Genomic DNA, 26,595 nt, shown 5'->3' with positions numbered 1-26,595 from the left:
CGATCGTGTCTCTCGCCGGAGGCGAGCGACGAGCGGGCGCGCTGTTTACTCGTCAACCAGAGGAAATGACCCATGATGATCGCATCCAGTAAGTATCGCCCCGCGAATCGCATGCTCCCCCTGTTCGCGCTGGCCCTGCCGTGTGTGCTCCTCGCGACCGCCTGCGACGACCCCGATCAGGAGGCGGAGCTCGCCGCGCTCGACGACATCGACGCCAGCGACGAGCTCGCGGCCGAGGAGGCCGAGGAGGCCGAGGAGGCCGCCGGGAGCCCGCTCGACCAGGGCATCGACGTCCTGAAGGATCGCCCTGATCCGGCGAAGGCCGTCGTCCCGCTGTGCTGCACGATCACCTACCCGTCGATCTTCAACCCGAACGTCCGGCTGTCCACGCTGGCCTCGGAGGGTTGTTCGGTGAGCGGGGGCGTCCCGGCCGGCGCCCTCATCTCGTACACGGTGACGCACTACTTCGGCTCGCCCGGGCCCTTCGTCGGCAGCTCCTCGGGCCCGATCGCCAACAACAGCACGAAGCTGATCCCGCTGAGCCACACGGGTTCGCTGGACGCGATGGCCTGCACCGCGTTCGCGGCGTGGTAGCGGGGCGCGCCTCGTCGGGGCCGGCCGGGCGCGCTCGGCCGGCCCGCGGCACGCCTCGCGTTCGCCGCCGAATTCGCGGCGACGTCGCGGCCTGCCGGTGACGATGTTTCGCGCCGGGGCGCATCGACCCGGCGCGGCGCGTGAGGTGCGGACCGGGCGCGCCCATAGTACACTGGCGCTCCCTGCCGCCCCGATGACGCGCCTCTACACTTTCGGCAACACTCCGGGCGCTCCCGGCGAGGCGCACAGCGAGGCGCCCGATTGGGTGCAGGCCAACCCGGGGCGGATCGACAAGGCGCTGCAGCGGGCGCTGGCGCTGCCCGGCGGCGGGTGGTTCGCAGTCGACGCGCGCGACCAGATCGACCGCGCACCGCGGGCCTACGCCGTCGACGGCCACGAGCTGGTGCTGTGGCGGACCTTCGACGGCAGCGTGCGCGCGGCCCCCGAGGCGTGCCCGCACATGGGCGCGTCGTTGGCGTGCGCGAAGGTCCGCGGCGACAACCTGGTGTGCCCGTGGCACGGGCTCGAGCTCGGCGACGAGCCGCACGGTCGCTGGCGGCCGCTGCCGACCCACGACGACGGCGTGCTGGTCTGGGTGCGGCTGTCCGAAGAGACAGCTCACACGCTTGGCGAGGCGCCGACGTCGGCGCCGATCCTCGCCCCGCGACCGGCCCGGTTCCTGAGCGGCGTGGTGCGGATGGAGGCCGAATGTGACCCTTCGGACATCCTCGCCAACCGCCTCGATCCGTGGCACGGGGCGCACTATCACCCGCACTCGTTCGCCCGCCTCAAGGTCCTGGCCGACGAGCCCGATCTGCTGCTGGTGCGCGTGGCCTACCGCGTGTTCGGGCCGCTGGCAGTCGAGGTCGACGCGACCTTCCACTGCCCCGACCCGCGCACGATCGTGATGACGATCGTCGGCGGCGAGGGCGTCGGCTCGGTCGTCGAGACCCACGCGACGCCGCTCGGCCCCGGCCGCTGCGCGGTGCTCGAGGCGACCCTGGCGACTTCGGAGCGCCCGGGCTTCAAGTGGGCGCTCGGGGCGAATTGGCTGCTGCGCCCGCTCATCGAGCGCCGCGCGGCCAGGCTGTGGGTCGAGGACGTCGCCTACGCCGAGCGCCGCTTCCGCCAGCGCGCGCGCGCACCGGTGCGCCTGCGGACGATCCGCGGCGAGGCGGAGTAAGGACGAGGTGGCGCGCCGCGACGCGCGCGCTCCGGTGATGCGCGGCGCGGGGCTCGGCTGGTGCGCGCTGGTCCTCGCGTGCGGGCAGGCGACGGTCGATGCCGGGGCGCTCGCGGAACGGGCGTCGGAGCGCGCCGGCGGGGCCGAGGTGCCCACGAGCCGCACGCGAGCGGTGACGGAGAGCGAGTCGGAGCGCGCCGAAGGGAGCGATCGCCGGGGCGAATGTCTCCGTCGCAACGCCGGTGCGTCGGCGCATTTCAAAAAAATCGTCGCGGCGTTCTGCGCCGAGCATCACAACCTCGAGGGGGTCGGCGCGAGCCTGGCGATCGTCGAGGGCGACGGGGCGCCGTTCGTGGCGACTGCCGGGAGCGCCTGTCTCGCGGGACAGGCGGTCACCGAGGCCACGCGCTTTCGGATCGGCTCGATCACCAAGCTGTGGACGGCGGCCCTGGTGCTGCGTCAGGTCGACGCCGGGCGGCTCGAGCTCGACGCCGAGGTCGCGCGCGTGGTGCCCGAGCTGGCCGCGGGGGTCGACGAGCGGGCCGCGGCGATCACCTGGCGGCAGCTGCTCACCCACACCGCCGGCCTGCCTGACCCGTCGCCGCTCGAGCTCGGGGCCGAGTGGCTGACCGCCCTCGGCGAGCGGCCGCTGTGGCGCGAGCCGGGGGCGCTGTGGAGCTACTCGAGCGACGGCTACGCGGTCGTCGGCGCCGCGCTCGCGCAGCTGCGCGGGGTCGAGTTCCCGCGCCTCCTCGCCGACGAGCTGCTGGCGCCGCTGGGGCTGGGCGCGGTGAACGTCGAGCTGGAGCTGGCCTTGCGGACAGGTGCCGCCTGCGGTCACCTCGGGCGCGGGGCGCAGGCGCGGGCGTTCAGCGTCGTCGATGACCTGGCCCTCGGGACAGGCGACGCCCGCTGGACCGCCCCCGCTGGCGGCGCGATCGTGTCGGCGGCCGAGCTGGTGACTGCGGTCCGCGACCTCGTCGATCCCGGGCGCTCGCCGCTGTCGCCGACGGCCTTGGGCGAGCTGCTGACCGCCGAGGTGCCGACCTTCGAGCGACCCGGCGAGCGCTACGGCCTGGGCGTGCGCGTGCGGCCGACGAGCGGCCCGGCGATCTACGGCCACAGCGGCGCGACCGGCGACTTCGCGGCCGACCTGGTGTTCGTGCCGGAGCGAAGATTCGCGGCGGCCGTCCTGAGCAACACCGGCGTCCCGCTGCGCGTGACCCTGGCGACCGTGCTGCAGGAGCTGCTGGGCGCGGCGCCCGAGCGCGCGGCGGCGATGGGACCGGCGAGCCGTTACGCCGGCACGTACCGCGCGGCGCGGTTCGGCGAGGAGGTGACGATCGCGGCGCAGGGGGCCGAGCTGCGGTTGACTGCGCCGACGCTGGGTCTCGCCGACGTCCGGCTCGAGCACGCCGGCGACGCTCGCTTCCTCGTCGCGGGGCGGCCGGAGCTGGGCGGCTTCACGTTCGTGTTCGCGGGCACCGACGCGCACGCCAGCGACCTGCGCGGCCACGCCTTCGTCGGCGCGCGGGTCGAGTGAGCACGAGGCCATCGAGCGGCGCCACTGAGGAGAGGTGCCGAGCTCGACAGGCTAGCTCGCAGGGCCCGCCTTCGCGGCGCGAGACCTACCTGCGAGCTCGGCAGGATCGCCCGCACCCGCGTCTCGGAGGGCGCCGGGCTCGGTGGCGCCGAATGGTCGATCGAGCATGTCGATCAGGACATTTCCCAAAGAACATGCGTTTTAAAGCGTGTTCTTTCGGGCATGTGGAAGTTCACTCGGACGCGAGCAAGCCGCCGGTGCTGTGCCAGTAGCTGCTCGCGGGGGAGTCCGTGCGGGTGGCGTAGACGCTCACCGAGATCGGCTGGTCGCCGGCGATCTCGACCAGGCCCGGGTCCTCGTCGAAGCGGATGTGGGCGGTCTGGTAGGGGGTGTCGCCGATGGCCTCGAAGCCGGCGAGCGGGGCGCCGTCGACGGTGACCGTCGCCCCGACCGGCGCGACGACGTCGACGTCGACCGGGAGCCAGTCGGGCAGGGCGTGGACGTAGTGGGTGTCGTGCCAGCGGATCACCGGCATGGCGACGAGCATCGACGGGTCGGTGGCGTCGCTCTCGAGGGTCGAGGCGACCATGTACTGGGTGACCAGCACCGGCGCGCTGCTGACCAGCGCGTAGTTCTCGCTCTCCGGCTCGAGCTCGACGTACTCGCCGGGGTTGGCGATCGTCATCGGCGCGAAGATCGGCGGCTCGAACGTCAGCTCGGTGTTCGGCTCGCTGGCGATCACGCGCAGCACCTGGGGTCGTCGCTCGGTCGGCGGGTTGTGCTTCGACGGCGCCACGATCGCGTACTCGGTGCCGAGCTGCGACACGGGCAGCATCATGTCCTCGAGGTGGTCGCAGTACGGCACGTCCTTGGGCATGAAGCTGCACTCGTGGCCGCCGAGCACCTGGATCGGCTTGTCGGCGACCAGGCGCGTGCCGGTGAGGTCGCCGTCGTCGGCGCTGACGAGCTGCAGCACGTCGCCGGTGTCGAGCGGGGCCTTGCCGTTGCCGTCGAGGCCGATGCCCGGCGCGGCCTTCGACTTGGTGCCCGGCAGGGCGGTGGCCTCGACCGACATCTCGTCGGCGCCGGCGACCACCGCCCACGCGCCGTGGTAGAAGCCGCCCTCGACCGGGCTGGGCGCGTACGACGACACGAAGTAGTCGGTGCCCCAGGTGTGCCGCGGCCACAGCAGCGAGCTGTCGCTCGAGGCGGTGAGGTTGAACGAGTTGTACTGGACGACCCGCACGGGCGCGTCGCTCTCGATGCGGTAGGCGCCGTCGTAAATGAGCTTGCCGACCAGGGCGTTGAACAGGCCCATCGTGTAGGGCAGCTCGATCACGCGGTAGCTGTCGGCGTCGACCGTCTCGACCACCGGCATGAAGTCCTCGTTCTGCGTGATCGTGACGGTGGCGGGGCTGTCGCCCGGGTTCTCGACGACGATCGCGAAGATCGACCCGTTCTGGTTGAGCTGCAGGGCGGTCAGCGCGTAGAACTCACAGCCCGAGGCGGTCAAGGGCAGCGACTCGGGGGCGCACGCGCCCGTGCAGGCCATCGCGTCGGCGTCGCAGGTCAGGCCCTGGGTCGCGCTGCAGGTCTGCTGGGCCTCCCACGCGCCGTCGTTGCACTGCTGCAGCTGGTCGCCGTCGCAGCGGACCGCGCCCGGTTCGCAGCCGGTGCAGCCGACGTCGTCGACGCAGACGCCCCCGTTCGGGCACGAGGTCGGCGCGCCGAGCTGGCCGTCGGGTCCGCACTCGGCCACCTCGGTCTCGCTGACGCACACGACGCTGTCGGGCGCGCATTCGGGCGGCGCGGTGGTCCCGGTGGTCGTCGGCGTGTCGGGGGTCGTGGTCGACGAAGACGTCGACTCACCGGTCGAGCTCGTCCCCTCGCTCGCGCCGGTGTTTGCCGTCGAATCGCCGCAGCCGGCGATGATCGTCATCGCTGCGATAAGCCGAAAACTGGTACGCATGCCCGCACGATAGCAGGCCATAAACGGCCGCCGTGGGGCGGTATCCGCGGCGGGCGCTGAGGTCCGTGAGTTAAGTCCGTCCCTCAGCGACCGCGGGCTCATACGCCGCTGGTGTCTCTCCGGCCTGCATGTCCTATCGGACATGTCCCATATAAAATAGCGCCGATCGGGGCCGCGAAATACGATAGTGCGGCGGTTCGACGAGGGCCGGGATAGTCGCCCCGAATACCACCGAGGCGGCGCACGACCGCGCCCGGCTCGGTCGTCGCATCGGGGTAGTGTCACGAGGGTACGCAACGGATCACAGGTCCCCTCGCTTTTCCTTGCGAGGCCGGTGGACCCCGCCCAAAGACCCGGGATATGGACGATCCCGCCGAAATTTCCGCCGCCGGCCCACCGCGCCGGGCCCGGGCGCGCGAGCCCTCGTCGCCGGCGACCCGGCGGACCCCGACGCTGGCCGGCAAGGTCGCGCTGATCACCGGCGGCGAGACCGGGATCGGCCGCGCGGCCGCGATCCGGTTCGCCCGCGAGGGCGCCGACGTGGCCTTCACCCACCTGTCGGCGCACGGCGACGCCCACGCGCTGGTGCGCGCCGTCGAGCGCGAGGGCCGCGCGTGCCTGGCAGTGTGCGGCGACGTCGACGACCCGGGCTTCTGCGAGGCGCTGGTCACCGGGGTGATCGAGCGCTTCGGCGGCGTCGACGTGCTGGTCAACAACCTGGTCGCGCGCCGCAGCCCGCCGAGCTTCTTCTCGCTGTTCTTCCTGACGCGGCGGCTCCTGCCGTACCTGCGCGATCGGCCAGGTGCGAGCATCGTCAACACCTCGTCGCCGCGGCCGCCCACCGATCCGGTGCGCGACGAGGAGGCGGTGCGCGCCGCGCTCGACACCTGCACCCGCTCGCTCGCCACCAACCTCGCGCGCGTCAAGATCCGCGTCAACGCGGTCGTGCCCGACGCCGATCACGAGCGCGGCGCCGGCGACCTGGTGTTCCTCGCCAGCGACGCGGCCAGGGGGATGAGCGGCGAGCTGCTCGACCGTCGCGCGCGATGACCGCGGCGTCGCCCTCGCCGGAGCTCGCCGGCTCTGCCGCGGGCCGGGGCTACGCCGCTCGCGCCGTCCCCCGCCGTCGGCGCTGCGCCTGAGCTTGCCTCGGCCGCAGTCCCGATCACACCTCTCGCCATGACCCTCGATCTGCTGCGAGAGCATGGCACCCCGCTCGCGCGTCAGGTGTTCACGTGGAAGGACCTGGTGCGCGAGCCGATCAGCAAGCTCGACGACGAGGCCTTCACGCGCGTCCGGCTGATCGTCGGCCACGCGGTCGAGCAGGCCGCCGTGCGCTTCCAGCACGCGGCGGTCCGCTTCGGCGCCGAGCACCGGCTCCTCCTCGCCGACATCCGTCGCGTCGAGCACCACCAGGCCACGCTGCTGCGCTGGCTGCAGCCCGCCGATCAGTCGCCGCTCGAGAGCTCGATCGCCGTCGCCCAGGCCGCGGTCGAGGTCGGGGCGCAGATCGCCCGCTGCGAGCCCGACCCGTACGTGGCCCAGGCGCTGCGCCTCGGCCTGCTCGAGGACTTCGACCACCTCTACCGCCTGGCCGCGCTGATGGACCGCCTCGAGGGCCGCGACGCCAACGCGATCCTCCAGTCGTACACCGACATCCGCCCGGGCCGGCCGACCTCGGCCCAGCACCGCGCGCCGGAGGACGACCTGCGCCGCTGGTACGACCGCTACGCGACCGCGCCGGCGACCAAGCTGCACGCGCGGATCGCCGGCGCCATCGCCTACCACGCCCGCGATCACTACCTCGACGTCGGCCCGACCTTCGCCGACCCGGTGGCGCGTCAGCTCTACGCCGAGCTCGCCTCGGTCAAGGAGCAGCACGTCACACAGTGCGAGTCGCTGCTCGACCCGGCCGAGACCTGGCTCGAGCGGTGGCTGTTGCAAGAGGCCGCCGAGGTCTACCTGTACTGGGGCTGCCTGTCTTCGGAGACGAACCCGCGGGTGCTGGCGGTGTGGGATCGCTTCCTCGCCTACGAGCTCGAGCACCTGCGGATCGTCCGCGAGCTGTACGAGAAGACCGAGATGCGCGACGCCTCGGAGATCGTGCCGCTGAGCTTCACCGAGCCGCTCGAGTTCACCGGCGAGCGCGCGTTCATCCGCGAGGTCCTGGCTACCGAGGTCGAGCTCGGGGCCGCGGGCACCGAGTTCGTGCCGCGCGACGCCGAGTCGCGGGCCACCCAGAGCTATCGCGCCCAGCTGGAGCGCGACGGCTCACCGTCCGAGACCGTGGCGGCCGGCTATCGCTGGTCGCCCGGCACCGAGCTCGCGGACCCGCGGATCCGCGACGCCTCCGTCCTCCCCCCGCTGAAAGCGACCGGATCATGAACCGCGCCCGACGACCCACCGACCTGGCCCTCAACCGCACCGGCATCTACCTCTCGCCGACCGACGGACCCGCGGTGGTCGAGGGGGCGCGGGACGCCCCGAGCTCGCCCGGCTGCGCGCGCGCGCTGGCGGAGGTGCGGCGGCAGTACGCCGGCGAGGTCGGCCTGATCGGCCACATGCCGGCGCCGGCGAGCCTGCGGGTGGTCGAGAACGCCGGCGGCGCGCTGCTGCGGCGGCACAAGGTCCACCTGCTGCTCGACAAGCTCGGCGAGCGCCTCGCGTTCGAGCGCACCGGGGTGCGCCTGTTCGACGCGCTGATGGCCAAGCTCGAGGCCCAGGGCAGCTGGGACCGCGGGCCCACGCTCGAGGAGCTGGCGCAGTTCCGCGCCGACGAGGCGCATCACTTCGCGATGCTGCAGGACGTCCTCATCAACCTCGGCGCCGACCCCACTGCGGTCACGCCCTCGGCCGACCTCGCCGGCGTCGAGCTGGCCGGCATCGTCCAGGTCGTGTCCGACCCGCGCACGACCTTGCCGCAGGCGCTCCACGCTCACCTCGTCGCGGAGCTGGTCGACAGCGCCTCGTGGGAGCAGCTCGTCGGCCTCGCCGACGACTTCGGCGAGGCCGCCCTGGCGCACAAGCTGCGCGAGCCGCTGGCCCAGGAGCTGCGCCACCGCGACACGGTGACGACCTGGCTCAAGAGACATGCGGCGCTGGTGGTCGGCGGCACGCTCAAGTACAGCGCCTGAGCGGACTTCGATGCTCGACTCGCTCCCGCCGGAGTACGGCGTGAGCGAGCCTGGACCTGGCACCGCTCCCGCGGCCTGCGCTGAAGTGCAGTGCGTGAGCGGGCCTCGCCGGTGGCCGCTCCACTCTCGCGTCGTCGCGTGAAGTACAGCGCCAGAGCAGGCCCCGATCTCGAACCGCGCGCGCTGGCTGAAGCACGGCGCGTCTCGACCTCGACCCGCTCCCCCGTGCCGCGCTGAAGTACAGCACGTGAGTGGGCCTCGACCTCGCCTGCGGCCGATCCACTCTCGCGTCGCCGCCTGAAGTACAGCTCCAGAGCGGGCCCTCGCTCCATGCGCTCTCGCATCGCCGCGCTGAAGGGCGCTTCACAATCGCCGCCGCGGCGCCGCCGCGCTCACCGAATCCGCGCGCAGCGGCGGGCGGCTTGACCGTCGCGGTCGCCTCGTGCCAGCCTGCCGCGACGCGTCCGTGGGCGGTGACCTGGCACTTAGAACCTGTCCCGAAGGACCTGTCGCCGTCCTCGGCCTCGGCTTCGGCGACGAGGGCAAGGGCGCCGTCGTCGACGCGCTCGCCCGCGTGCGGGCCCGCGGGCGCCGGCCGCTGGTGACCCGCTTCAACGGCGGCCCGCAGGCGGCCCACCACGTCGTCACCCCCGCGGGGCGCGTCCACTGCTTCGCCCAGTTCGGCGCCGGCGCGCTCGCCGGGGCCCGCAGCTGCCTCGGTCGCTTCATGCTCGTCGAACCGCTGGCGCTGGCCCGCGAGGCCGAGGCCTTGCAGGAGGCCGGCCTCGTCGATCCGTGGGCCGACCTCGTCGTCGATCGCCGCTGCGCCGTCGTCACCCCGTTCCACCGCTTGCTCGGCCGCATCGAAGAGCTGTCCCGAGGGACAGGTCGTCACGGCAGCTGCGGCCTCGGCGTCGGCCCGGCCTGGCGCGACGCTCACAACCCGCACGCGCCGTGCCTCCGCGTCGGCGCGCTCACCGGCGACCGCGCCGGCCTGGTCCGCGCGCTCCGGCAGATCCAGCTGCTCAAGCTCGACCGCGCCGAGCAGCTCGCCGAGGCCGCGCCCGCGCCTGCGATCGCCCCGCTCGTCGCCGAGCTCGCGCGCCGGGACCTCGCCGATGTCGTCGCCGACGCTTACCTCGCGATCGCCGCGCGCCTGCACACGGACGAGGGCGAGCAGCTGCGCGAGGCCCTGCAGCGCGACTCCGCGGCGGTCATCTTCGAGGGCGCCCACGGCGCGCTGCTGGACGCCGACCGCGGCTTCTTCCCCTTCGTCACCCCGTCGGCGGTCTCCTTCGCCCAGGCCCAGGCGCTGTGCGCCGAGGTCCCGTCGGCGCCGCCGCTGCGCCGGCTCGGGGTGCTGCGCGCCCACGGCACGCGCCACGGCCCTGGTCCCTTCGTCGCCGAGGACCCGGCGCTCGACCTGCCCGAGCCGCACAACCTCCCCGGTCCGTGGCAGGGCCCGATGCGCGTCGGCTGGTTCGACCTCGTCGCCGCCCGGCTCGGCCTGGCGATCGCCGGTCGCGTCGACGGCCTCGTCGTCACTCACCTCGATCGCCTCGCCGGTCGCCGGCAGATCTCCGTCTGCGACGCGTGGATCTTGCAGAACGGCGCAGTCGTGCGCGATTTCGCCCCGACTGAGGGCAGCCTCGAAGCCCGCGCCGAGGCCACCCGCGCGCTGCTGGAGGCGCGTCCGCGGTGGCACCGGCTGCCCGGCTGGAGCGGCTCTGACAGCCGAGAGCTCCGCGAATTCCTCGACTTCGTCGCCGTCGAAGTGGGCGTCCCGATCGCCGCGACTGCCTGGGGACCGCGCGCGGACGACCAGCGAGGTGAGTCTGCATCCGCGGATGGCGACGAGACCGGGAAGTGAAGAGGATCATGAACAGTTTTTCATTCTCGAGAGTCGGTCATCTTATGAGTGGTTCTCGGTTTCGGTTCCTCTCGCTCGCCGCGATAGCCGTCGCGGCGCTCCTCGGCGGCTCCGGCTGCACCTACTACAGCGTCTATCCCCAGGCCCGGGACACCCGGGTGGAGACGATCGGCGGCTACGGTTACGGCACTGGCACTTGCGAGTCGGTGTGCGGCACCCGGTCCAGCGTGGTCGTCGGTTACGAGATGTACGACAGCCAGCAGCTCGAGCTGGTCGAGTACACCCACCTGTCGACGATGCCCATCGACTCGTACCCGCGGGTCTCCTGGGCCGGGCGGCCCTACTACAACATCGAGGGCCACCTCGTGTTCTTCAGCCCGGAGATGCACACGTGGGTCTACTACTGGACCCCGCCCACCGCGCTGATCTACGTGTGGAACGGGGCCTATCCGGCCCGCCAGTTCAGCTGGGGTGACGGCTGCTACGGGGCAGGCTGGTACTGGGGCGGCACGCGCACCGACGGCTTCCACAGCTACGCCGACACCAGCTATCGCCCGGTCCTGCCGGTGCCCGCGGGGCGCCCCGGCATGCGCCCGTACCCGCGACCCGGCGGCCGGCCCGTGCCGATCCCGCCGAGCCGCCCGTACCCGGACCGCCCGTACCCGGACCAGCCGTACCCGGACCCGGGCACGCGGCCGATGCCGGGCCCCGGCGGCCAGCCCATGCCTCAACCTGTCCCTCCGGGCACCCGACCCGTGCCCGGCCCCGGCGGCCAGCCGGTCCCGGTCCCGCCGCCGAGCACGCGGCCGGTCCCGGGTCCCGGCGGCCAGCCGATCCCGGTCCCGCCTCCGGGCACGCGCCCGGTGCCCGGCCCCGGCGGCCAGCCGCTGCCTGACCGCCCGGACCGGCCCGATCCGTCCCAGCCAGTGCCGGGGGGCCCCGACCCCGATCGGCCCGATCGCCCCGATCCGCGGCCCGATCCGGGCACGCGGCCCGACCCGACGCGTCCGGACCGGCCGATCCCGATCCCGCGGCCTGACCCGGGCACGCGGCCCGACCCGACGCGCCCGGACCGGCCGATCCCGATCCCGCGGCCCGACCCGGGCACGCGGCCCGACCCGACGCGCCCGGACCGGCCGATCCCGATCCCGCGGCCCGACCCGGGCACGCGGCCCGACCCGACGGTCCCGGACCGGCCGATCCCGATCCCGCGGCCCAGCCCGCGACCGGACCCCGGCACGCGGCCGGACCCCGGCCCGAGCACGCGTCCCGATCCGGGCCCGCGGCCTGACCCCGGTCCGAGCACGCGTCCGACCCCGCGGCCCTTCGAGCCCGGCTCGGGCCCTCGCCCGGAACGCCCGCAGCCCGAGTCGCGTCCGCGCCCCGAGCCGCGCCCGCAGCCGCGTCCGGTGCCCGAGTCGCGCCCGCGTCCGCCCGAGTCGCGGCCCACGCCGATGCCCGAGTCGCGCCCGCGGCCGACCCCGCGCCCGCCGGAGTCGCGGCCGACCCCGTCCCCGCGTCCCGAGGCGCGCCCGTCCCCGCGCCCGTCCTCGCCGCGCCCCTCGACCGCTCCGCGCCCGACCCCGCGCGCCGGCCGTCGCTAGCCCCGGCAGCTCGTCTGCGGCCGCCCGTGCTCCCACGCGGCGGCCGTCGCCAATTCCAGCGTCGTGACGGCTTCCTCCCACATGCCGATGTTCGGCAGCTCTTTCGGGCATGTCCCTCAGAGCATGCCCGAAGAGACATCATCGATCTGCGACATGTCCCAAAGAACATGCCATACCCACGCTCGGCTCCGCCCGGCGCGCGGGCGGTCCTGCGGACGGGTGGACATTCGCCGACGATCGCGCAAGAAACACTCCATGGATCTCGACGACTACCGGGTGCGCGGCGCGGGTGGGGCCAAGCTCAGCGGGTACGAGCCCGACGACAACGGGGGCCTCGAGCGGTCCGAGGCCGAGGCCGAGCTGCCCGGCCTTCTCTCGCGCATGCAGGACCTGCAGGAGCGGCTGTACGCCGAGCGCACGCGGTCGCTGCTGCTGATCTTGCAGGGCCGGGACGCCAGCGGCAAGGACGGCACGATCAAGCACGTCGCCGGCGGCTTCAACCCGCTCGGCACCCACGTCATGGCGTTCAAGGCGCCGAACGAGCTCGAGCGGTCGCACGACTTCCTGTGGCGGATCCACCACCACGTGCCGCCGGCCGGCCAGGTCGCCATCTTCAACCGCTCGCACTACGAGGACATCCTGGTCCCGACGGTGGAGAAGTTGCTGCCGAAGCACGTCGTCGAGCCGCGCTACGATCACGTCCGCCGCTTCGAGGAGCTGCTGCACGACGCCGGCACCTGCGTGCTCAAGTTCTTCCTCCACATCAGCAAGGACGAGCAGCGCAAGCGGCTGCAGGAGCGGCTCGACAGCCCCGACAAGCACTGGAAGTTCGACCCGCACGATCTCAAGGCGCGCGCCGCCTGGGACGACTTCACCGGCGTGTACCAGCAGATCTTCGTCCGCACCTCGAGCGACGACGCGCCCTGGTACATCATCCCCGCCGACCGCAAGTGGTTCCGCAACTACCTGGTCGCCCGCATCGTCGTCCGCACCCTCGAGCGCATGGACCTCGAGTACCCCAAGAGCCCGCCCGGCCTCGCCGGCACCACGATCGTCTGACGCGCGGGCGAGCCCCAGACGCGGCCCGCCCTGCGATCACTTGCGGGGCGGCTGGCACTGCGGCGTCACCTCGATCGGCTTGTCCGCGGCCAGCAGGTTGGCCGCGCCGAAGTTGGCGACGATGTGCGCGCGGCTGTCGGCCGGGCCGCCGACGCGATCGATCGCCTCGGCGAAGAATTCATCCCCCGTCTGGCGCACGTGGACCGGCACGTAGCCCGCGCCGGTGACGAACGCCGGCCCCTTCGCGGCGCGGCCGAGGCCGAAGTACAGGATCGCAGTCGACCGCTTGGGCAGCTCGGGCTGGTGGCTGACGAAGTTGCCGAGCGAGTACGCGACCAGCACCTCGCGGCCGTCGCTGGTCGTCATCGACTCCCACGGCTGCAGCACGTGCGGGTGATTGCCGACGATCGCCGTCGCGCCCGCCTCGGCCCAACGGCGGGCGAACTCCGTCTGCTGCTTGGTCGCGGTCGGCGCGTACTCCTTGCCCCAATGCGGCGTCACGATCACCGCGTCGATCCCCGGCGTCCGCGCCAGAGCGCGCACCGCGTCGGCCACCGCCGTGGGCGAGTCGAAGCAGCGCAGCACCTGGCCGGCCTCGTCGGCGACCATGTTCGTGTGCAGCGTGCAGGCCAGCCACGCCACCGTGAACGAGCCCGCCTTCGTCACCGCGTGCCACGGCCCGTCCTTGCCCCGCGCCCGCGTCCCCGTGTGCGGCAGCTTGGCCGCGTCGAGCGCCGCCAGCGTCTTGTCGACCCCGAGCGCCCCGCGGTCGAGCGCGTGGTTGTTCGCGGTCGACACCACGTCGATCCCGCTCGCCACCAGGTCGAGCGCCAGTGACGGGTGGACGTTGAAGCGCGGGTACGCCGTGTACACCTTGCGGTCGAACACCAGCCCCGGGTCCGCCACTTCCTCGCCCGAGCGCAGCACCCCGGCCGCCAGCGGCACCTCGAGGTTCGCGTACGCGAGGTCGGCCGCGGCCAGCAGGTCCTCGACGTTCTCCCACAGCACGCGGAACCGCTGCTTCGCCGAGGTCGCCTGGATCTGCAGCTCGTGGTGCAGCAGCAGGTCGCCGACCGCCGCCACCACGATCCGCTCGCTCGGCTCGCACGCGCGCGAGAACGCCAGGTAACCCGCCGGCATCGGCCGCGGCGAGGGCAGGGGAGCGCCGGCGACCGCAGCGGGCACGTCCTCCGAGGAGGCACCTGTCCCTCCGGACATATTATTAAAAAAAATCCCCGACGACGTCCCGGCCGAGAGATCTGCCGTCTTCTCCGTCGCGCCGCGAGCATCACCCGCGGCTGGCGCATCGGACATGTCCGAACGTTCTTGTCCGATCACTTCATCCGCAGGCGCCTGCTCCGGCCCCGCCTCGGCCCGCCCGCGCTCCTCGGGCGGGCGCCCCGCGCAGCCCGTGACCAGCGCCACACCCAGCGCCGCCAGCAGCACCCCCGCTCGCGGCGCGCGACCTCTCGCACCACCCATGTCCCGAGAGACATGTTTTCCAAAAAGGGAGCCGGCCGTCCGCGCCCGCTCGTCGGCGACCGGGTTGCGAGAGACATCCGGGACCGCGCTGTCGAGCCCCCGCCCGTCCGTCGCGCGTCCCAGGCATGACAGCATGTCTTTTAAGAAAACATGCCCGAACAGACAGGTCGAGGCGCTCCTCCGGCCTCGCCGAGCGGGCGCCTCGCGCGACCGGCCCTCCGCAGCTCGCTGCTGGACCTCGCTCGTGCCGGGTCGCCCGAAGCACCGCACGAGCGACCTCATACCAGCTTTTCGCGCCTGTCGTGCTCGCCGCAGTCGCGGTCGCCTGCGAGCGCGAGCCGCGGGCAAGATCGCCGCCCCATGCAGCGCGAGGCCGAACCAGCAACACCGACTGCGAGTTCAGCGAGCCTGCCATGTCCCGGCGCCGCGACGGGCGCCGGCTCGCCCGAAAACCCGCGCCGCCCCGCGCGCATGTGCTCGCTCGGCCGCGAATTTCTCCTCCTCCGGCCGCTTCGCGTACACTGCCGCGACCCGTGAAGTCCGCCTCCCCCTGCGGTGTCCTCCTCGGCGGCCTCCTCGGGCTCGCCTGCGGCACTCCGCCGCCGGAGCTCGCCTCCCAGGCTCCGCCGCCGCCTGGCGCTGCGCGCTCGCAGGAGCCGGCCGAGCCCGCGGGCGACTGCCCGGCCACCGGCGTCGCAGTCGACCCCTTGCCGCGGACCCTCCCCGAGCACGAGCAGCTCGACTACTGGCTCGCGCGCACCGCCGCCGTCGCTGACCTCGATCGCCCGCTCTTCACCGACCGCGAGCTCGCTTCTCATAACGCCCGGATCGCCCGCCGCGACGTCTTCGGCGCCAGCGCTCGCGCCGACCTGCTCGCGCCCGTCGACCCCGCGCGCCTCGCCGACGACCTCAACACGCGCCTCGGCTACCTGCGCGGCAAGTTCGAGTCGGCCGCCTACGTCAACCCCGACGGCGCCGCCATGACGCCGCAGCAGATCGCCGCGCTCACGCCCGTCCTCGACGCCGGCGCCTTCGCCGAGCTGCCGGTCGAGGTGCGCGTCGCCCTCGACTTGATCCCGATCCGCTGCGCCCCCCAGCGCGAGCCTTACTACACCCCGACCCGCGACCTCGCCTTCGACCGCAACCTGTGCAGCATGGCCCGCGCGCAGGAGCCGGTGCAGATCCTCCGCCCCTGGGACGGCGGCCTCGCGCTCGCGCGCACGCCCTACGTCATGGGCTGGATCGACCTCGGCAGCGCCGCCCTGTCGCCGCCGATCGCCGCCGAGCACGTGCGCCGCTTCAGCGACGGCCCGTTCGTCCGCGCCGCTCGCGACTTCGATGTCCCCGAGGACATGTCCTCCGGGAAAGGTCCTGAAATACATGTCCCGTTCGCCAGCCTGCTGCCGACCGCCAAGAGCCGCGGCGAGGTGCTGCTGGCCGGCTCTGCCGGGGTCGTCGCGCGCCGCGTCGACCCCGCGCTCGTCTCGGCCCGTGAGCGCCCGCTGACGCGCCGGGCCGTCCTGACCGAGGCTTTCTCCTTCCTGCACCGGCCGTACGGCTGGGGCGACTACGCCGGCGGCCGCGACTGCTCGCGCTTCCTCATGGACATGTTCGGCGGCCTCGGCCTCGTGCTCCCGCGGCACACCAGCGACCAGGCGCTGGCCGGCGCCGTCGAGGACCTCGCGCCCGACCTGCCGGAGGCCGAGCGGCTGCGGCGGATCGACGCCGCCCACCGGCGCGGCGTCGTCCTGCTGCACTTCCCCGGGCACATCATGCTCTACCTCGGGCGCGACGACGCCGGCACCGCCATGGCGATCCACTCCTTCGCCGAGTACCTGGTCCCGTGCGCCGGCCGGCCCGACGGCGCTCCCGCGGGCGAGCGCGAGACGCTGCTCAAGGTCGACGGCGTCCACGTCAGCGACCTCGAGCTCGGGCGCGGCACCTCGCGCGGCGCCTTCATCCAGCGGATCTCCAAGATCACAGTCCTCGTCCCGCCAGCCCCGGAGCCCCGCCCGTGAAATCCCGGCCGCCCGAAGATCCCGCCCTCCACGCCTTCCTCGACGACGTCGCCGACGTCGCCGCCGACGACCCTGCCGAAGCGCTGGAGCTGCTCGACGAGGCCAGCCCCGACTGGCACGACCACCCCGAGCTCCACTACTTCCGCGGCGACCTCGTGTGGACGATCGAGGGCCCCGGGGCCGCAGAGCCGCACTTCCGCCGCGCGCTCGAGCGCGAGCCGCGGTTCGCCGACGCCCACCACGCGCTGGCCCAGGTCCACGAGGCCATGGACGAGCGGCCGGCGATGATCCGCCACTACCTCGAGGTCCTGAAGCTCGACGCCCACGACGACATCGGCGCCGGCATCGGCACCAAGGAAGACCAGCGCTTCATCGCCGGCGTCGCCGAGGCTGTCCTCGAGCACCTGCCCGAAGAATTCAAGGGGCGCCTCGGCAACGTCCCCGTGGTGCTCGAGGCCCGGCCGGCCAAGTACCTCGTGCAGGACGGCTTCGACCCGCGCGCCCTGGGCCTGTTCGAGGGCCCCGACCACTTCCATCAGCGGGGCATCGAGGCCGCGGCGGCGCCGAGCCGGATCGTCCTTTATTACGCCAACCTCCTGGCCATGTTCGCCGACGAGGACGAGCTGCGCGAGCAGGTCGAGGTCACGATCCTCCACGAAATCGGCCACTATTTCGGCCTCGACGAGGACGACATGCAGCGCCTGGGTCTCGATTGACCCACCCCATGTCGCTGCGGTGGTCGCTGCGGTAGCCGCTGCGTAGCCGGTGCGGTAGCCGCGCGGACTCGCGCCCGTCGCCCCGCGCTTGGGCGTGAACGGGCGGCGGGGTATCGTGCGAACGTCGGAGGTTTCGCGTGGAGTCCAACGTTCTTACTGCGGTCCTGATGCCCATCGCGCTCGGCGTCATCATGTTGGGCCTCGGCCTCAGCCTCACGCTCGAGGACTTCAAGCGCGTCGTCCTGATGCCGAAGCCGGTGTTCATCGGGCTCCTGTGTCAGATGCTCCTCTTGCCGGTGGTGTGCTTCGCGATCGCCACCGGCTTCGACTTGCCGCCGGCGCTCGCGGTCGGCTTGATGCTGCTCTCGGCCTCGCCGGGCGGCGCCACGGCCAACCTGTTCAGCCACCTGGCCAAGGGCGACGTCGCCCTCAACATCACCCTCACCGCCGTCAACAGCGTGCTCTCGCTGCTGACCTTGCCGTTCATCGTCAACTACTCGCTCGAGCACTTCATGGGCGAGGGCAAGGTCATCCCGCTGCAGTTCGACAAGGTCGTGCAGGTGTTCGCCATCGTGCTCGTGCCGGTGGGCATCGGCATGTTCGTGCGCGCCAAGAAGCAGCGCCTCGCCGACCGCCTCGAGAAGCCCGTCAAGATCCTCTCGGCGGTGTTCCTCCTGCTCGTCATCGCCGCCACCGTCGCCAAGGAGCGGGCCCACGTCGTCGAGTACTTCCGGCAGGTCGGCCTGGCCGCGCTGGCCTTCAACCTCGTCAGCATGGCCGTCGGCTACCTCGTGCCGGTGGTGGTGCGCCTGCCCAAGCGCCAGGCGGTAGCGATCGGCATGGAGATCGGGATCCACAACGGCACCCTCGCCATCGCCATCGCCAGCGCCCCGACCCTGCTGAACAACACCGCCATGGCGGTGCCGCCCGCCGTCTACAGCCTCATCATGTTCTTCACCGCGGCCGCGTTCGGTTACCTGGTCAATCGCGGCGCCGACCGATCCGCCTGAGCCCAGCGTGGGGGTCAGGACGATCCGTTTCAGCGCGGACTTCCGACCCCGACACGCCGCTCCGGCGGCCGCGCCGCCGCCTCTCCGGGTTGCGCCGCGACGACTCGGAACATCGTCGCAACGGCCATGAACATTGATTCATCGCCGATGCGCGATGTGCGCTTGCCCCGCAGCGAGGCCCGTCGCGCGCGCCCGCGGGGGCGTGTGCGTGAGGACCCCGCGCCGGTGTGACCGACAACTTGGAACGAACACCGATAGGCTCCTCTCACGAGGGGAGCACACCTGGTGGAAGCGCCCGTAGACATCCTGCTGGTCGACGACAACCCGAACAACCTCTTGGCGCTCGAGGCTTTGCTGTCGGACATCGGCGCGCGCTTCGTCAAGGCGCGGTCCGGGGTCGACGCCCTCAAGTGCCTGTTGGAGCAGGACTTCGCGCTCATCATCCTCGACATCCAGATGCCGGACATGGACGGCTTCGAGACCGCCGCCATGATCCGCGGCCGCGAGCGGTCGCGGCGGATCCCGATCATCTTCCTCACCGCGTTCAACCGCAGCGACACCCAGGTCCACCGCGGTTACGCGCTCGGGGCCGTCGACTTCCTGTTCAAGCCGATCGTCCCCGAGATCTTGCGCTCCAAGGTGGCGGTGTTCGCCGACCTCTATCGCAAGACCGAAGAGGTCCGCCGTCAGGCCGAGCAGCTGCGGATCGCCGAGCGCCAGGCCCACGAGCGGCGCCTGGCCGTCGCCGAGCTCGAGGCCCGCGCGCAGGTGCTCGCCGAGGCCGACCGGCGCAAGGACGAATTCATGGCCGTCATGGCCCACGAGCTGCGCAACCCGCTGACGCCCATCGCCACCGCGCTCGAGACCCTGCGCCGCGCCCAGCCCGGCACCCTCCAGCTCGAACGCGCCCGCCAGGCCATGGAGCGCCAGGTCCAGCACCTCGTCCGCCTCGTCGACGGCCTGCTCGACGCCTCGCGCTACACCGCCGGCACCATCGAGCTGCACCACCAGAGCCTCGACGTCGCCGCCGTCGTCCAGCAGGCCGCGCAGATGAGCCAACCGCTGTTCAGCGCCCGCCAGCACCGGCTCGACGTGCAGCTGCCCGAGGGCCGGCTCGACCTGGTCGCCGACCCCGACCGCGTCGCCCAGATGCTGGTCAACCTGCTCAACAACGCCGCCCGCTGCACCGACCCCGGCGGCACCATCACCGTCGCGGTCGCGCGCGACGGCGACGAGCTCGAGTTCCGCGTGCGCGACTCGGGCCGCGGGATCCGCCCCGAAGTGCTGCCGCGGATCTTCGAGCTCTTCGTCCACAACGACCGCGCCCGCGACCGCGCCGAGGGCGGCTTCGCCGTCGGCCTCGCCATGGTCAAGCGCCTCGCCGAGCTGCACGGCGGCAGCGTCGCCGCGCACAGCCGCGGCGAGGGGCAGGGGGCCGAGTTCGTGGTCCGCCTGCCCGTCAGCGCCGGCGCTCCGACGCCCGCCGCCGCCCCGCGGGAGGTCGCCGCGCCCGACCTCTCGCGCCACATCCTCATCGTCGACGACAACCCCGACATCCGGGCCACGCTCGCCGACCAGCTCGAGCTGCTCGGTCACCGGGTCGAGGTCGCCGAGAGCGGGCACGAGGGGCTCGAGCGGATCCGCGCCGCGCACCCCGAGCTCGCCCTCATCGACATCAGCCTGCCCGGCCTCGACGGTTACCGCGTGGCCCAGATCCTCCAGTCCGAGCCCGACATGCGCACGCGCCTCGTCGCCATGACCGGCTACGGCCAACCCGAGGACCGCCGACGCTCGCTCGAGGCCGGCTTCATGGCCCACCTCGTCAAGCCGATCGACCTCGACGATCTGTTCCGACTGCTCGCCACGTAGAGTTCATCATGTCGCGAGTCACCTTGCCGCGCAGCCTCGCCGACGCCCCCGAGCTGCGGCCGCTGCTCGACATCCTGCGCTCCCTCGATCCCTCGCGGCGCCTGCCCGCCGGCGAACCGGGCGTCATCGGCGAGCTCTACGCGGCCCTCAACGAGCTGCTCGACCAGAACCGCCGGCTCACCCGCGACCTCGACCGTGTCCGCGCCGAGGTCGCCCGCGTCGGCGGCATCACCCCGTCCGACCGCGTCGACAGCATGGTCCTCAACCTCGGCATGCAGATGCGGGCGCTCGCCGACGTCGTCGTCGCGGTCACCGAGGGCGACCTGACGCGCAGCATCCCCGGCGACGCGCGCGGCCAGTTCGGCGCGCTCGCCCACAGCATCGGCCTCCTCATCGCCAACCTGCGCGACACCACCCGCAAGAACAACGAGCAGGACTGGCTCAAGACCAACCTCGCGCGCATCACCCGGCTGCTCCAGGGCCACCGCGACCGCGCCCAGCTGGCGGCCCTCGTGCTGCGCGAGCTGACCCCGCTGGTGCGGGCCCAGCTCGGCCTCTTCTACGTCGTCGAGGGCGGCGAGTCGGGCGACGAGCCGCGGTTCCTCCGCCTCGTCTCGAGCTGGGCCGCGCCGGCCGAGCTGGGCCGCGAGGTCGTGCGCCTGGGCGAGGGCCTCGTCGGTCAGTGCGCGCTCGAGCAGCGGCAGATCTTGCTGACCGACGTCCCGCCCGGCTACCTGCGGATCGGCTCCGGCCTCGGCGACGCCGACCCGCGCAACGTCGTCGTCCTCCCGGTCGCCTTCGAGGGCGAGCTCAAGGCGGTCATCGAGCTCGCCTCCGTCTACGCCTTCGGCGACATCCAGCTCGCCTTCCTCGATCAACTCACCGACTCGATCGGCGTCGTCCTCCACACCCTCGCCGCCGGCGCCCGCACCGAGCAGCTGCTCGCCCAGTCGCAGTCGCTCGCCGAGGAGCTGCGCGGCCAGCAGCGCGAGCTCACCGCCACCAACCGCCGGCTCGAGCAGCAGGCGCTCGCGCTGCAGGCCAGCGAGGAGCGCCTGCGCCTGCAGCAAGAGGAGCTGCAGCAGACCAACCGCGAGCTCGAGGAGCGGTCCGAGCTGCTGCAGCAGCAGAACCTCGAGGTCGAGCGCAACAACCGGGAGATCGAGCGAGCCAAGTTCGACCTCGAGGAGCGGGCGCAGCAGCTCATCCTGTCCTCGAAGTACAAGTCCGAGTTCCTCGCCAACATGTCGCACGAGCTGCGCACGCCGCTGAACAGCCTGCTGATCCTGGCGCAGCTCCTGGCCGACAACCCCGAGCGCAACCTCGACCCCAAGCAGGTCGAGTTCGCCCGCACGATCCACAGCGCCGGCTCCGAGCTGCTTGCGCTGATCAACGACATCCTCGACCTGTCGAAGATCGAGTCCGGCACCATGGGCATCGACATCGACGAGCTGATGATCGAGAGCCTGCGCGACCAGGTCGAGCGCGGCTTCCGTCCGGTCGCCGAGACCCGCCGGCTGGCCTTCGAGATCCACGTCGGCGCCGACGTCCCGCCCGTCATCTACACCGACCCGCGCCGGCTCCTGCAGGTGCTGAAGAACCTGCTGTCGAACGCCTTCAAGTTCACCGACAAGGGCAAGGTCGACCTGCGCATCGAGCCGGCGCCGGACCGCCACGGCCGCGCGGGCCAGGTGATCGCCTTCTCGGTCACCGACACCGGCATCGGCATCCCGCCGCACAAGCAGCGCATCATCTTCGACGCCTTCCAGCAGGCCGACGGCACCACCAGCCGCCGCTACGGCGGCACCGGCCTCGGCCTCTCGATCAGCCGCGAGATCGCCCGCCTGCTCGGCGGCGAGATCCTGGTCCGCTCGGCCCCCGGCGCCGGCAGCACCTTCACCCTGCTGATCCCGCAGACCCCCGAGGCCGTGCTCGGCGGCCCCAGCTCGCTCGACCTGCCGCCCGACGCCGCGCCCGACGACGCCTCGCCGGCGCTCCTCCGCGACGACCGCGAGCGCGTCGTCCCCGGCGACCGCACCCTCCTCATCATCGAGGACGACCCCACCTTCGCCCGCCTGATCCTCGACCTCGCGCGCGAGAAGGGCTTCAAGGGCCTCGTCGCCCTGCGCGGCGACGACGGCCTCGCGCTCGCCCGCGACATCAAGCCCGACGCCATCACCCTCGACCTCAACCTGCCCGGCCTCGACGGCTGGACCGTCCTCGACCGCCTCAAGCACGACCCGCGCACCCGCCACATCCCCGTCCACCTGATCTCCGGCGCCGAGGTCGACGCCCGCCCGCGGGCGCTCAAGCAGGGCGCGCTGGCCTTCCTGTCGAAGCCGGTCTCGCGCGGGGCGCTGGCCGCCGCGCTCGCCGACGTCAAGGGCTTCGTCGAGCGCCGCGTCCGCAGCCTCCTCGTCGTCGAGGACGACCCGCTCCAGCGCGAAGCCCTCGTCGACCTCATCGGCGACGGCGAAGGCGACGTCGTCGTCACCGCCGTCAGCAGCGCCGAGGAGGGCCTCGGCCTGCTGCGCGAGCGCCACTTCGACTGCGCCATCGTCGACCTCGGCCTGCCGGCGATGTCCGGCTTCGAGATGATCCGCGCCGTCCGCGGCGACGCCCGCCTGCGCGAGCTGCCGATCATCGTCCACACCGGCCAGTCGCTCACCGCCGGGGAAGAGCTCGAGCTCGGGCGCATGACCGAGGCGATCATCGTCAAGAGCCCGGAGTCGCTCGAGCACCTGCTCGACGAGGCCGCGCTGTTCCTCCACCGCGTCGAGGCCGACCTGCCGTCCACGCGTCACCAGCTGCTCGCGCAGCAGATCGACGTCGACCCGGTGTTCACCGGCAAGCGGGTGCTGGTCGTCGACGACGACGTGCGCAACATCTTCGCCATCACCAGCGTGCTCGAGCGGCACAAGATGCGGGTGCTGTACGCCGAGGACGGCCGGCGCGGCCTGGCGATCCTGCGCGACAACCCCGACATCCACGCGGTCCTGCTCGACGTCATGATGCCCGAGATGGACGGCTACGAGGCGATGCGAGAGATCCGCAAGGACCCGCGGTTCGCCTCGTTGCCGCTCATCGCCCTCACCGCCAAGGCCATGCGCGGCGATCGCGAGAAGTGCCTCGGCGCCGGCGCCTCCGACTACATCACCAAGCCCGTCGAGCCCGACCGCCTGCTCTCGCTGCTCCGCGTGTGGCTGTATGGCTGACGAGCCGGTCCGCGTGCTCTCGGTCGCGGACCTCCGGCCCGCGTCCGAGCTCGAGGAGCTCGAGCTCGACCTGCTGCTCGAGGCCATCCATCGCCGCTACGGCCTCGACTTCCGCGGCTACGCCCGCGCCTCGCTGCGCCGGCGGATCTGGAACCAGATCCGCGCCGAGCGGCTCGCCACGGTCACCGCCCTGCAGGAGCGCGTGCTGCACGACGTCGCCTGCATGGAGCGCCTGCGCCTGGCCCTGTCGGTGCGGATCACCGCGATGTTCCGCGACCCGAGCTTCTACCGGGCGCTGCGCGAGCAGGTGGTGCCGCGCCTGCGCGAGCGAGCGTCGCTGCGGATCTGGCACGCTGGCTGCTCGACGGGCGAGGAGGCGTACAGCATGGCGATCCTGCTCGAGGAGGAGGGTCTGTACGCGCGCGCCCGGCTGCACGCGACCGACATCAACGACGCGCTGGTGCGCAGCGCCCGGACCGGCATCTTCCCGATCGGTCTGATGCAAGAGTACACCGTCAATTACTTGCACTCGGGCGCGCGCGGTGACTTCTCCCGCTATTACACCGCCCGCTACGACCGCGCGATCGTCAGGCAGGCGCTGCGCCGAAACATCGTGTTCGACCGCCACGACCTCGGCAGCGACCCGTCGCCGGGCCGCTTCGACCTGATCGTGTGCCGCAACGTCCTGATCTACTTCGGCGCCGAGCTGCAGGGCCGGGCCCACCGGCTGCTCCACGCCAGCCTCGGCGAGGGCGGCCTGCTGGCGCTCGGGCGCAAGGAGTCGCTGATCGGCAGCCCGCACGAGCACGACTACGAGCCGCTCGACGCCCACGAGCGGCTCTATCTCCGCCGCCTCGCCTGAAGCCGGCGTCGCATTTCGCCACGTCGCATAAATCGACGGGCGCCGCTGGCACGATCGACAAAAGATCGCCGGCGACTTCGACAGTCGCGAAGTCTGCGGTATCCTGCCGGCATGCGGCGTGTCTGGTTGGTGGCATCCTGTGCAGTCGCGTTCACGGCCTGCGACCCGTACCCGCCGGCGATGAGCAGCGAGCGCGGGGACTTTCGCCTGGAGTTCGGCGGCCTGAGCGTCCCGCGCGACCTCTTTGCGACGAGCCTCTGGGAGGCCCCGTACCTGGTGCTCACCGGCACGCGGCTGTGTCCCGAGCTGCGCTGCGACGTTTGCCCCGAAGACGGCGCCTGCGACGACGCGGCCGTCCACGCCAGCGGTCCGGTCGTGGTCGACGAGGACGGCTGCTTCGTCGTCGAGTCGCCCGGCGAGGTCACGTGGACGGTCGATCCGACCTGCGGCGCCCCGGGCCAGGAGCCCGACCGCGCGCAGATGCGCGTCGTCAGTCCCGACGCGGTCGAGGCCCGCCTCACCTCGCTGCTGGACGCGATGGTCGCCCGACACGCGATGCGCGACAACCCGCTCATCACCACCATCGGCGGCGATTGGCTCGAGCTGTTGCCGCGCGAGTTCAAGGTCGTCGCCGGCGAGCAGGTCGCCCTCGGCGTCGGCCTGTACGAGCCCGGTACGGGTCACGTCGTCGCCCGTCCGTCCGAGCCCGCAGCCGAGGTCACCTGGACGACCACGCGCGGGCGAGCGCCGATCACCTATCCCAGCGACTATCTCGAGCTCGTCACCTTCGCGGGCACCGAGTCGGAGGCGAGCTACGAGTTCGCCGGCCACCGTTGGCCGCTCGCGCGGGTGACGGGCGTGTCCGCCGACGCGGTGACCTCGCTCGAGCTGGCCGGCGCCTTCTACTACATGGAGGACAGCGACGCGCCGCTGATCGGCCGCACCTCGGTGCCGTTCGCGGCCCGGGCGGTCGCGCGCGACGACGCCGGCGACCCGGTGGTCGGGCTGCCGGTCACGTGGTCGGCCGAGGCCGGCAACATGGCGTATTTACCCCAAATCACGCCGCCCGAGTCGATCGTCCTCTCCGACGACTGTATCGCCCCCGAGGACCGCGACGGCCCGCGCGAGCTGGTGCTGCGGGCCCGCCACGGCGACGTGTCCGCGAGCCTCGAGTTCGCGTGGGCGGGCACCCGCGAGCTGTCTCCGTTCAACCAGGTCGAGAACGACTTTAGCTGGAAGCCGCCCCCCACCTGCCTCGCCCCGGTGGGCTGCGACTGCCGCAGCGGCGAGCCGGGCGGCGGCGGGCTGTTGCTACTCGGGCTGCTGCTGCTCGGGCGTCGGCGACGAAAGTCATATGTCCGAACGAACATGCTCGCCGGGACATGTCTCTTGGCGCTGCCGGGATGCGGCGGCGGTCCGCCGAGCCTGAGCGCAGCCGAGGCGCTCCCGCTCGGCGACCTACCGCTGCGGCGGCAGGGGGAGCTGCCCACCGTCCAGGGCGGCCACAGCGTGGCCGTGGGCGACCGGGCGCTGTGGGCGTTCCGCACCACGAGCAGCGTGTCCGGGCTCTACGGCGCCACCTCGGCCGCCGCCGTGACCGCCGACTTCGACGCGCGCGACGGCTTGCACCCGTTCTCGGCCTATGGGGCCGCGGACGAGGACGACGACGACGAGCTGCTGCCGCTCCACGCCGGGGAGCGCGGCTACAAGAAGGAGTACGTCGACGGCGAGTGCACCGTCGGCGATTGCCCGCGGGTGTCCCTTTGGCCAGGCCCGATGGTCCACGACCCCGAGCGGCAGCGCGTGCTGATCTTCTACCGCAAGGTCATCCAGTTCCCCGAACACGGCGACAACCTGCAAGTCGGCAGCTCGATCGCGGTGTGGCGCGACGACCTCGGCGGCCGCCCGGTCCGGCCCACGGTCGCGGAGGGCAGCGCCGAGCCGACGCTGCTGTTCGGCGCCGACGGCCCGCGCATCGCCGCGGCGCTCGCGGAAGACGAGCACGTCCACGCGTTCGCCTGCGGCGGCCGCGGGGGCGCCTGCACGCTGCTGCGCGCCCCGCTGGCGCACGCGCTCGAGCGCGACGCCTGGCGCTGGTACGCCGACGGCGGGTGGTCGCCGTCGTCGCGCCGCGCCGACGAGCTGTTCGACGGCGCGGGGGCGATGAGCGTCCATTTCAATGCGCACGCCGGCGCCTACGTGGCGGTCTATGCCGATCGTGAAGAGCCGGCGGTGGTCCTGCGCACGGCGCCGGCGCTCACGGGGCCGTGGTCCGACGCGGCCGAGCTGGTTCGGCCGCGCCACCCGCAGGCCGAGCCGCGGGTCCAGGACGCCATGTTGCACCCCGAGCTCGCGCGCGACGGCGGCGCCGTCGACTACCTCACCTTCTTCGAGGCCTACGGGGCGAACTCCGCTCCGTACGGCGGCCAGCTGCAGCTGGTCGAGATCCACTGGGAGTGAGCCGCCG

General features: G+C 72.6%; 18 protein-coding genes. 16 read left to right on the top strand and 2 right to left on the bottom strand.

Annotated features, from left to right (window positions below; all coding sequences use genetic code 11):
* Window positions 1-111 precede the first annotated feature (111 nt).
* The 3 genes from OV090_RS16145 (at window position 112) to OV090_RS16135 (ending at window position 3,320) form a co-directional block, all read left to right on the top strand.
* A complete protein-coding gene (locus OV090_RS16145; RefSeq protein WP_267704559.1) occupies window positions 112-594 on the top strand; it encodes a hypothetical protein in 483 nt (160 codons plus the stop codon).
* Window positions 595-787: 193 nt separating this feature from the next.
* The gene (locus OV090_RS16140) at window positions 788-1,777 is read left to right on the top strand and encodes a DUF5914 domain-containing protein (protein WP_267704558.1); all 990 of its coding nucleotides are present in this window, start codon (window positions 788-790) and stop codon (window positions 1,775-1,777) included.
* A gap of 7 nt (window positions 1,778-1,784) precedes the next feature.
* Entirely contained in the window at window positions 1,785-3,320 is a 1,536-nt protein-coding gene (locus OV090_RS16135; RefSeq protein WP_267704557.1) for a serine hydrolase domain-containing protein, read from the top strand.
* A 232-nt stretch (window positions 3,321-3,552) separates the two neighbouring features.
* On the opposite strand, the gene OV090_RS16130 is transcribed toward OV090_RS16135, so the two are convergent.
* The gene (locus OV090_RS16130) at window positions 3,553-5,289 is read right to left on the bottom strand and encodes an IgGFc-binding protein (protein WP_267704556.1); all 1,737 of its coding nucleotides are present in this window, start codon (window positions 5,287-5,289) and stop codon (window positions 3,553-3,555) included.
* 360 nt (window positions 5,290-5,649) lie between these two features.
* On the opposite strand from OV090_RS16130, the gene OV090_RS16125 reads away from it, so the two are divergent.
* The 6 genes from OV090_RS16125 (at window position 5,650) to OV090_RS16100 (ending at window position 12,956) form a co-directional block, all read left to right on the top strand.
* A complete protein-coding gene (locus OV090_RS16125) occupies window positions 5,650-6,339 on the top strand; it encodes an SDR family NAD(P)-dependent oxidoreductase (protein ID WP_267704555.1) in 690 nt (229 codons plus the stop codon).
* A 129-nt stretch (window positions 6,340-6,468) separates the two neighbouring features.
* Window positions 6,469-7,674: a hypothetical protein gene (locus OV090_RS16120; RefSeq protein ID WP_267704554.1), complete on the top strand. Its 1,206-nt coding sequence runs from the start codon at window positions 6,469-6,471 to the stop codon at window positions 7,672-7,674.
* Window positions 7,671-8,423, top strand: coding sequence for a ferritin-like domain-containing protein (locus OV090_RS16115; RefSeq protein ID WP_267704553.1), 753 nt, complete (start codon window positions 7,671-7,673; stop codon window positions 8,421-8,423). The genes OV090_RS16120 and OV090_RS16115 overlap by 4 nt, the downstream gene beginning before the upstream one ends.
* 442 nt (window positions 8,424-8,865) lie before the next feature.
* Complete coding sequence (locus OV090_RS16110; protein WP_267704552.1) at window positions 8,866-10,293, top strand: adenylosuccinate synthetase; 1,428 nt, start codon at window positions 8,866-8,868, stop codon at window positions 10,291-10,293.
* Window positions 10,294-10,337: 44 nt separating this feature from the next.
* The gene (locus OV090_RS16105; RefSeq protein ID WP_267704551.1) at window positions 10,338-11,897 is read left to right on the top strand and encodes a hypothetical protein; all 1,560 of its coding nucleotides are present in this window, start codon (window positions 10,338-10,340) and stop codon (window positions 11,895-11,897) included.
* Between the two features lie 255 nt (window positions 11,898-12,152).
* Window positions 12,153-12,956 (top strand): PPK2 family polyphosphate kinase, encoded by an 804-nt coding sequence (locus OV090_RS16100; RefSeq protein ID WP_267704550.1) that lies wholly within the window; start codon window positions 12,153-12,155, stop codon window positions 12,954-12,956.
* Between the two features lie 36 nt (window positions 12,957-12,992).
* Here OV090_RS16100 and OV090_RS16095 read toward each other — a convergent pair whose 3' ends face one another.
* Window positions 12,993-14,270, bottom strand: coding sequence for a CapA family protein (locus tag OV090_RS16095; protein ID WP_267704549.1), 1,278 nt, complete (start codon window positions 14,268-14,270; stop codon window positions 12,993-12,995).
* Between the two features lie 701 nt (window positions 14,271-14,971).
* Here OV090_RS16095 and OV090_RS50680 point away from each other — a divergent pair.
* The 7 genes from OV090_RS50680 to OV090_RS16060 all read left to right on the top strand — a co-directional run bounded on the left by OV090_RS50680 (window position 14,972) and on the right by OV090_RS16060 (window position 26,588).
* Window positions 14,972-16,456 (top strand): NlpC/P60 family protein, encoded by a 1,485-nt coding sequence (locus OV090_RS50680; RefSeq protein ID WP_267704548.1) that lies wholly within the window; start codon window positions 14,972-14,974, stop codon window positions 16,454-16,456.
* Window positions 16,453-17,172: a metallopeptidase family protein gene (locus OV090_RS50675; RefSeq protein WP_267704547.1), complete on the top strand. Its 720-nt coding sequence runs from the start codon at window positions 16,453-16,455 to the stop codon at window positions 17,170-17,172. The genes OV090_RS50680 and OV090_RS50675 overlap by 4 nt, the downstream gene beginning before the upstream one ends.
* A 137-nt stretch (window positions 17,173-17,309) precedes the next feature.
* Window positions 17,310-18,182 (top strand): bile acid:sodium symporter family protein, encoded by an 873-nt coding sequence (locus tag OV090_RS16080; protein ID WP_346660364.1) that lies wholly within the window; start codon window positions 17,310-17,312, stop codon window positions 18,180-18,182.
* A 285-nt stretch (window positions 18,183-18,467) separates the two neighbouring features.
* Window positions 18,468-20,051, top strand: a complete 1,584-nt coding sequence (locus OV090_RS16075) for a response regulator (RefSeq protein WP_267704545.1) — start codon at window positions 18,468-18,470, stop codon at window positions 20,049-20,051.
* Window positions 20,052-20,059: 8 nt separating this feature from the next.
* Window positions 20,060-23,266, top strand: a complete 3,207-nt coding sequence (locus tag OV090_RS16070; RefSeq protein ID WP_267704544.1) for a response regulator — start codon at window positions 20,060-20,062, stop codon at window positions 23,264-23,266.
* A complete protein-coding gene (locus OV090_RS16065; protein WP_267704543.1) occupies window positions 23,259-24,128 on the top strand; it encodes a CheR family methyltransferase in 870 nt (289 codons plus the stop codon). Before OV090_RS16070 ends, OV090_RS16065 begins: the two co-directional genes overlap by 8 nt.
* Window positions 24,129-24,239: 111 nt before the next feature.
* A complete protein-coding gene (locus OV090_RS16060) occupies window positions 24,240-26,588 on the top strand; it encodes a DUF4185 domain-containing protein (protein ID WP_267704542.1) in 2,349 nt (782 codons plus the stop codon).
* The last annotated feature ends 7 nt before the right edge of the window (window positions 26,589-26,595 follow it).

The organism is Nannocystis sp. RBIL2 (assembly GCF_026626745.1).
GTDB lineage: Bacteria > Myxococcota_A > Polyangia > Nannocystales > Nannocystaceae > Nannocystis.
The sequence above is the reverse complement of the archived record's forward strand: the minus strand, read 5'-3'. Positions and strand labels throughout refer to the sequence as shown.

Excerpts from the sequence above, each read along its gene's own strand:
- OV090_RS16145 (WP_267704559.1), top strand. The coding sequence starts at position 112 with ATGCTCCCCCTGTTCGCGCTGGCCCTGCCGTGTGTGCTCCTCGCGACC.
- OV090_RS16140 (WP_267704558.1), top strand. The coding sequence starts at position 788 with ATGACGCGCCTCTACACTTTCGGCAACACTCCGGGCGCTCCCGGCGAG.
- OV090_RS16130 (WP_267704556.1), bottom strand. The coding sequence starts at position 5,289 with ATGCGTACCAGTTTTCGGCTTATCGCAGCGATGACGATCATCGCCGGC.
- OV090_RS16125 (WP_267704555.1), top strand. The coding sequence starts at position 5,650 with ATGGACGATCCCGCCGAAATTTCCGCCGCCGGCCCACCGCGCCGGGCC.
- OV090_RS16120 (WP_267704554.1), top strand. The coding sequence starts at position 6,469 with ATGACCCTCGATCTGCTGCGAGAGCATGGCACCCCGCTCGCGCGTCAG.
- OV090_RS16115 (WP_267704553.1), top strand. The coding sequence starts at position 7,671 with ATGAACCGCGCCCGACGACCCACCGACCTGGCCCTCAACCGCACCGGC.
- OV090_RS16105 (WP_267704551.1), top strand. The coding sequence starts at position 10,338 with ATGAGTGGTTCTCGGTTTCGGTTCCTCTCGCTCGCCGCGATAGCCGTC.
- OV090_RS16100 (WP_267704550.1), top strand. The coding sequence starts at position 12,153 with ATGGATCTCGACGACTACCGGGTGCGCGGCGCGGGTGGGGCCAAGCTC.
- OV090_RS16095 (WP_267704549.1), bottom strand. The coding sequence starts at position 14,270 with ATGTCCGATGCGCCAGCCGCGGGTGATGCTCGCGGCGCGACGGAGAAG.
- OV090_RS16070 (WP_267704544.1), top strand. The coding sequence starts at position 20,060 with ATGTCGCGAGTCACCTTGCCGCGCAGCCTCGCCGACGCCCCCGAGCTG.
- OV090_RS16065 (WP_267704543.1), top strand. The coding sequence starts at position 23,259 with ATGGCTGACGAGCCGGTCCGCGTGCTCTCGGTCGCGGACCTCCGGCCC.
- OV090_RS16060 (WP_267704542.1), top strand. The coding sequence starts at position 24,240 with ATGCGGCGTGTCTGGTTGGTGGCATCCTGTGCAGTCGCGTTCACGGCC.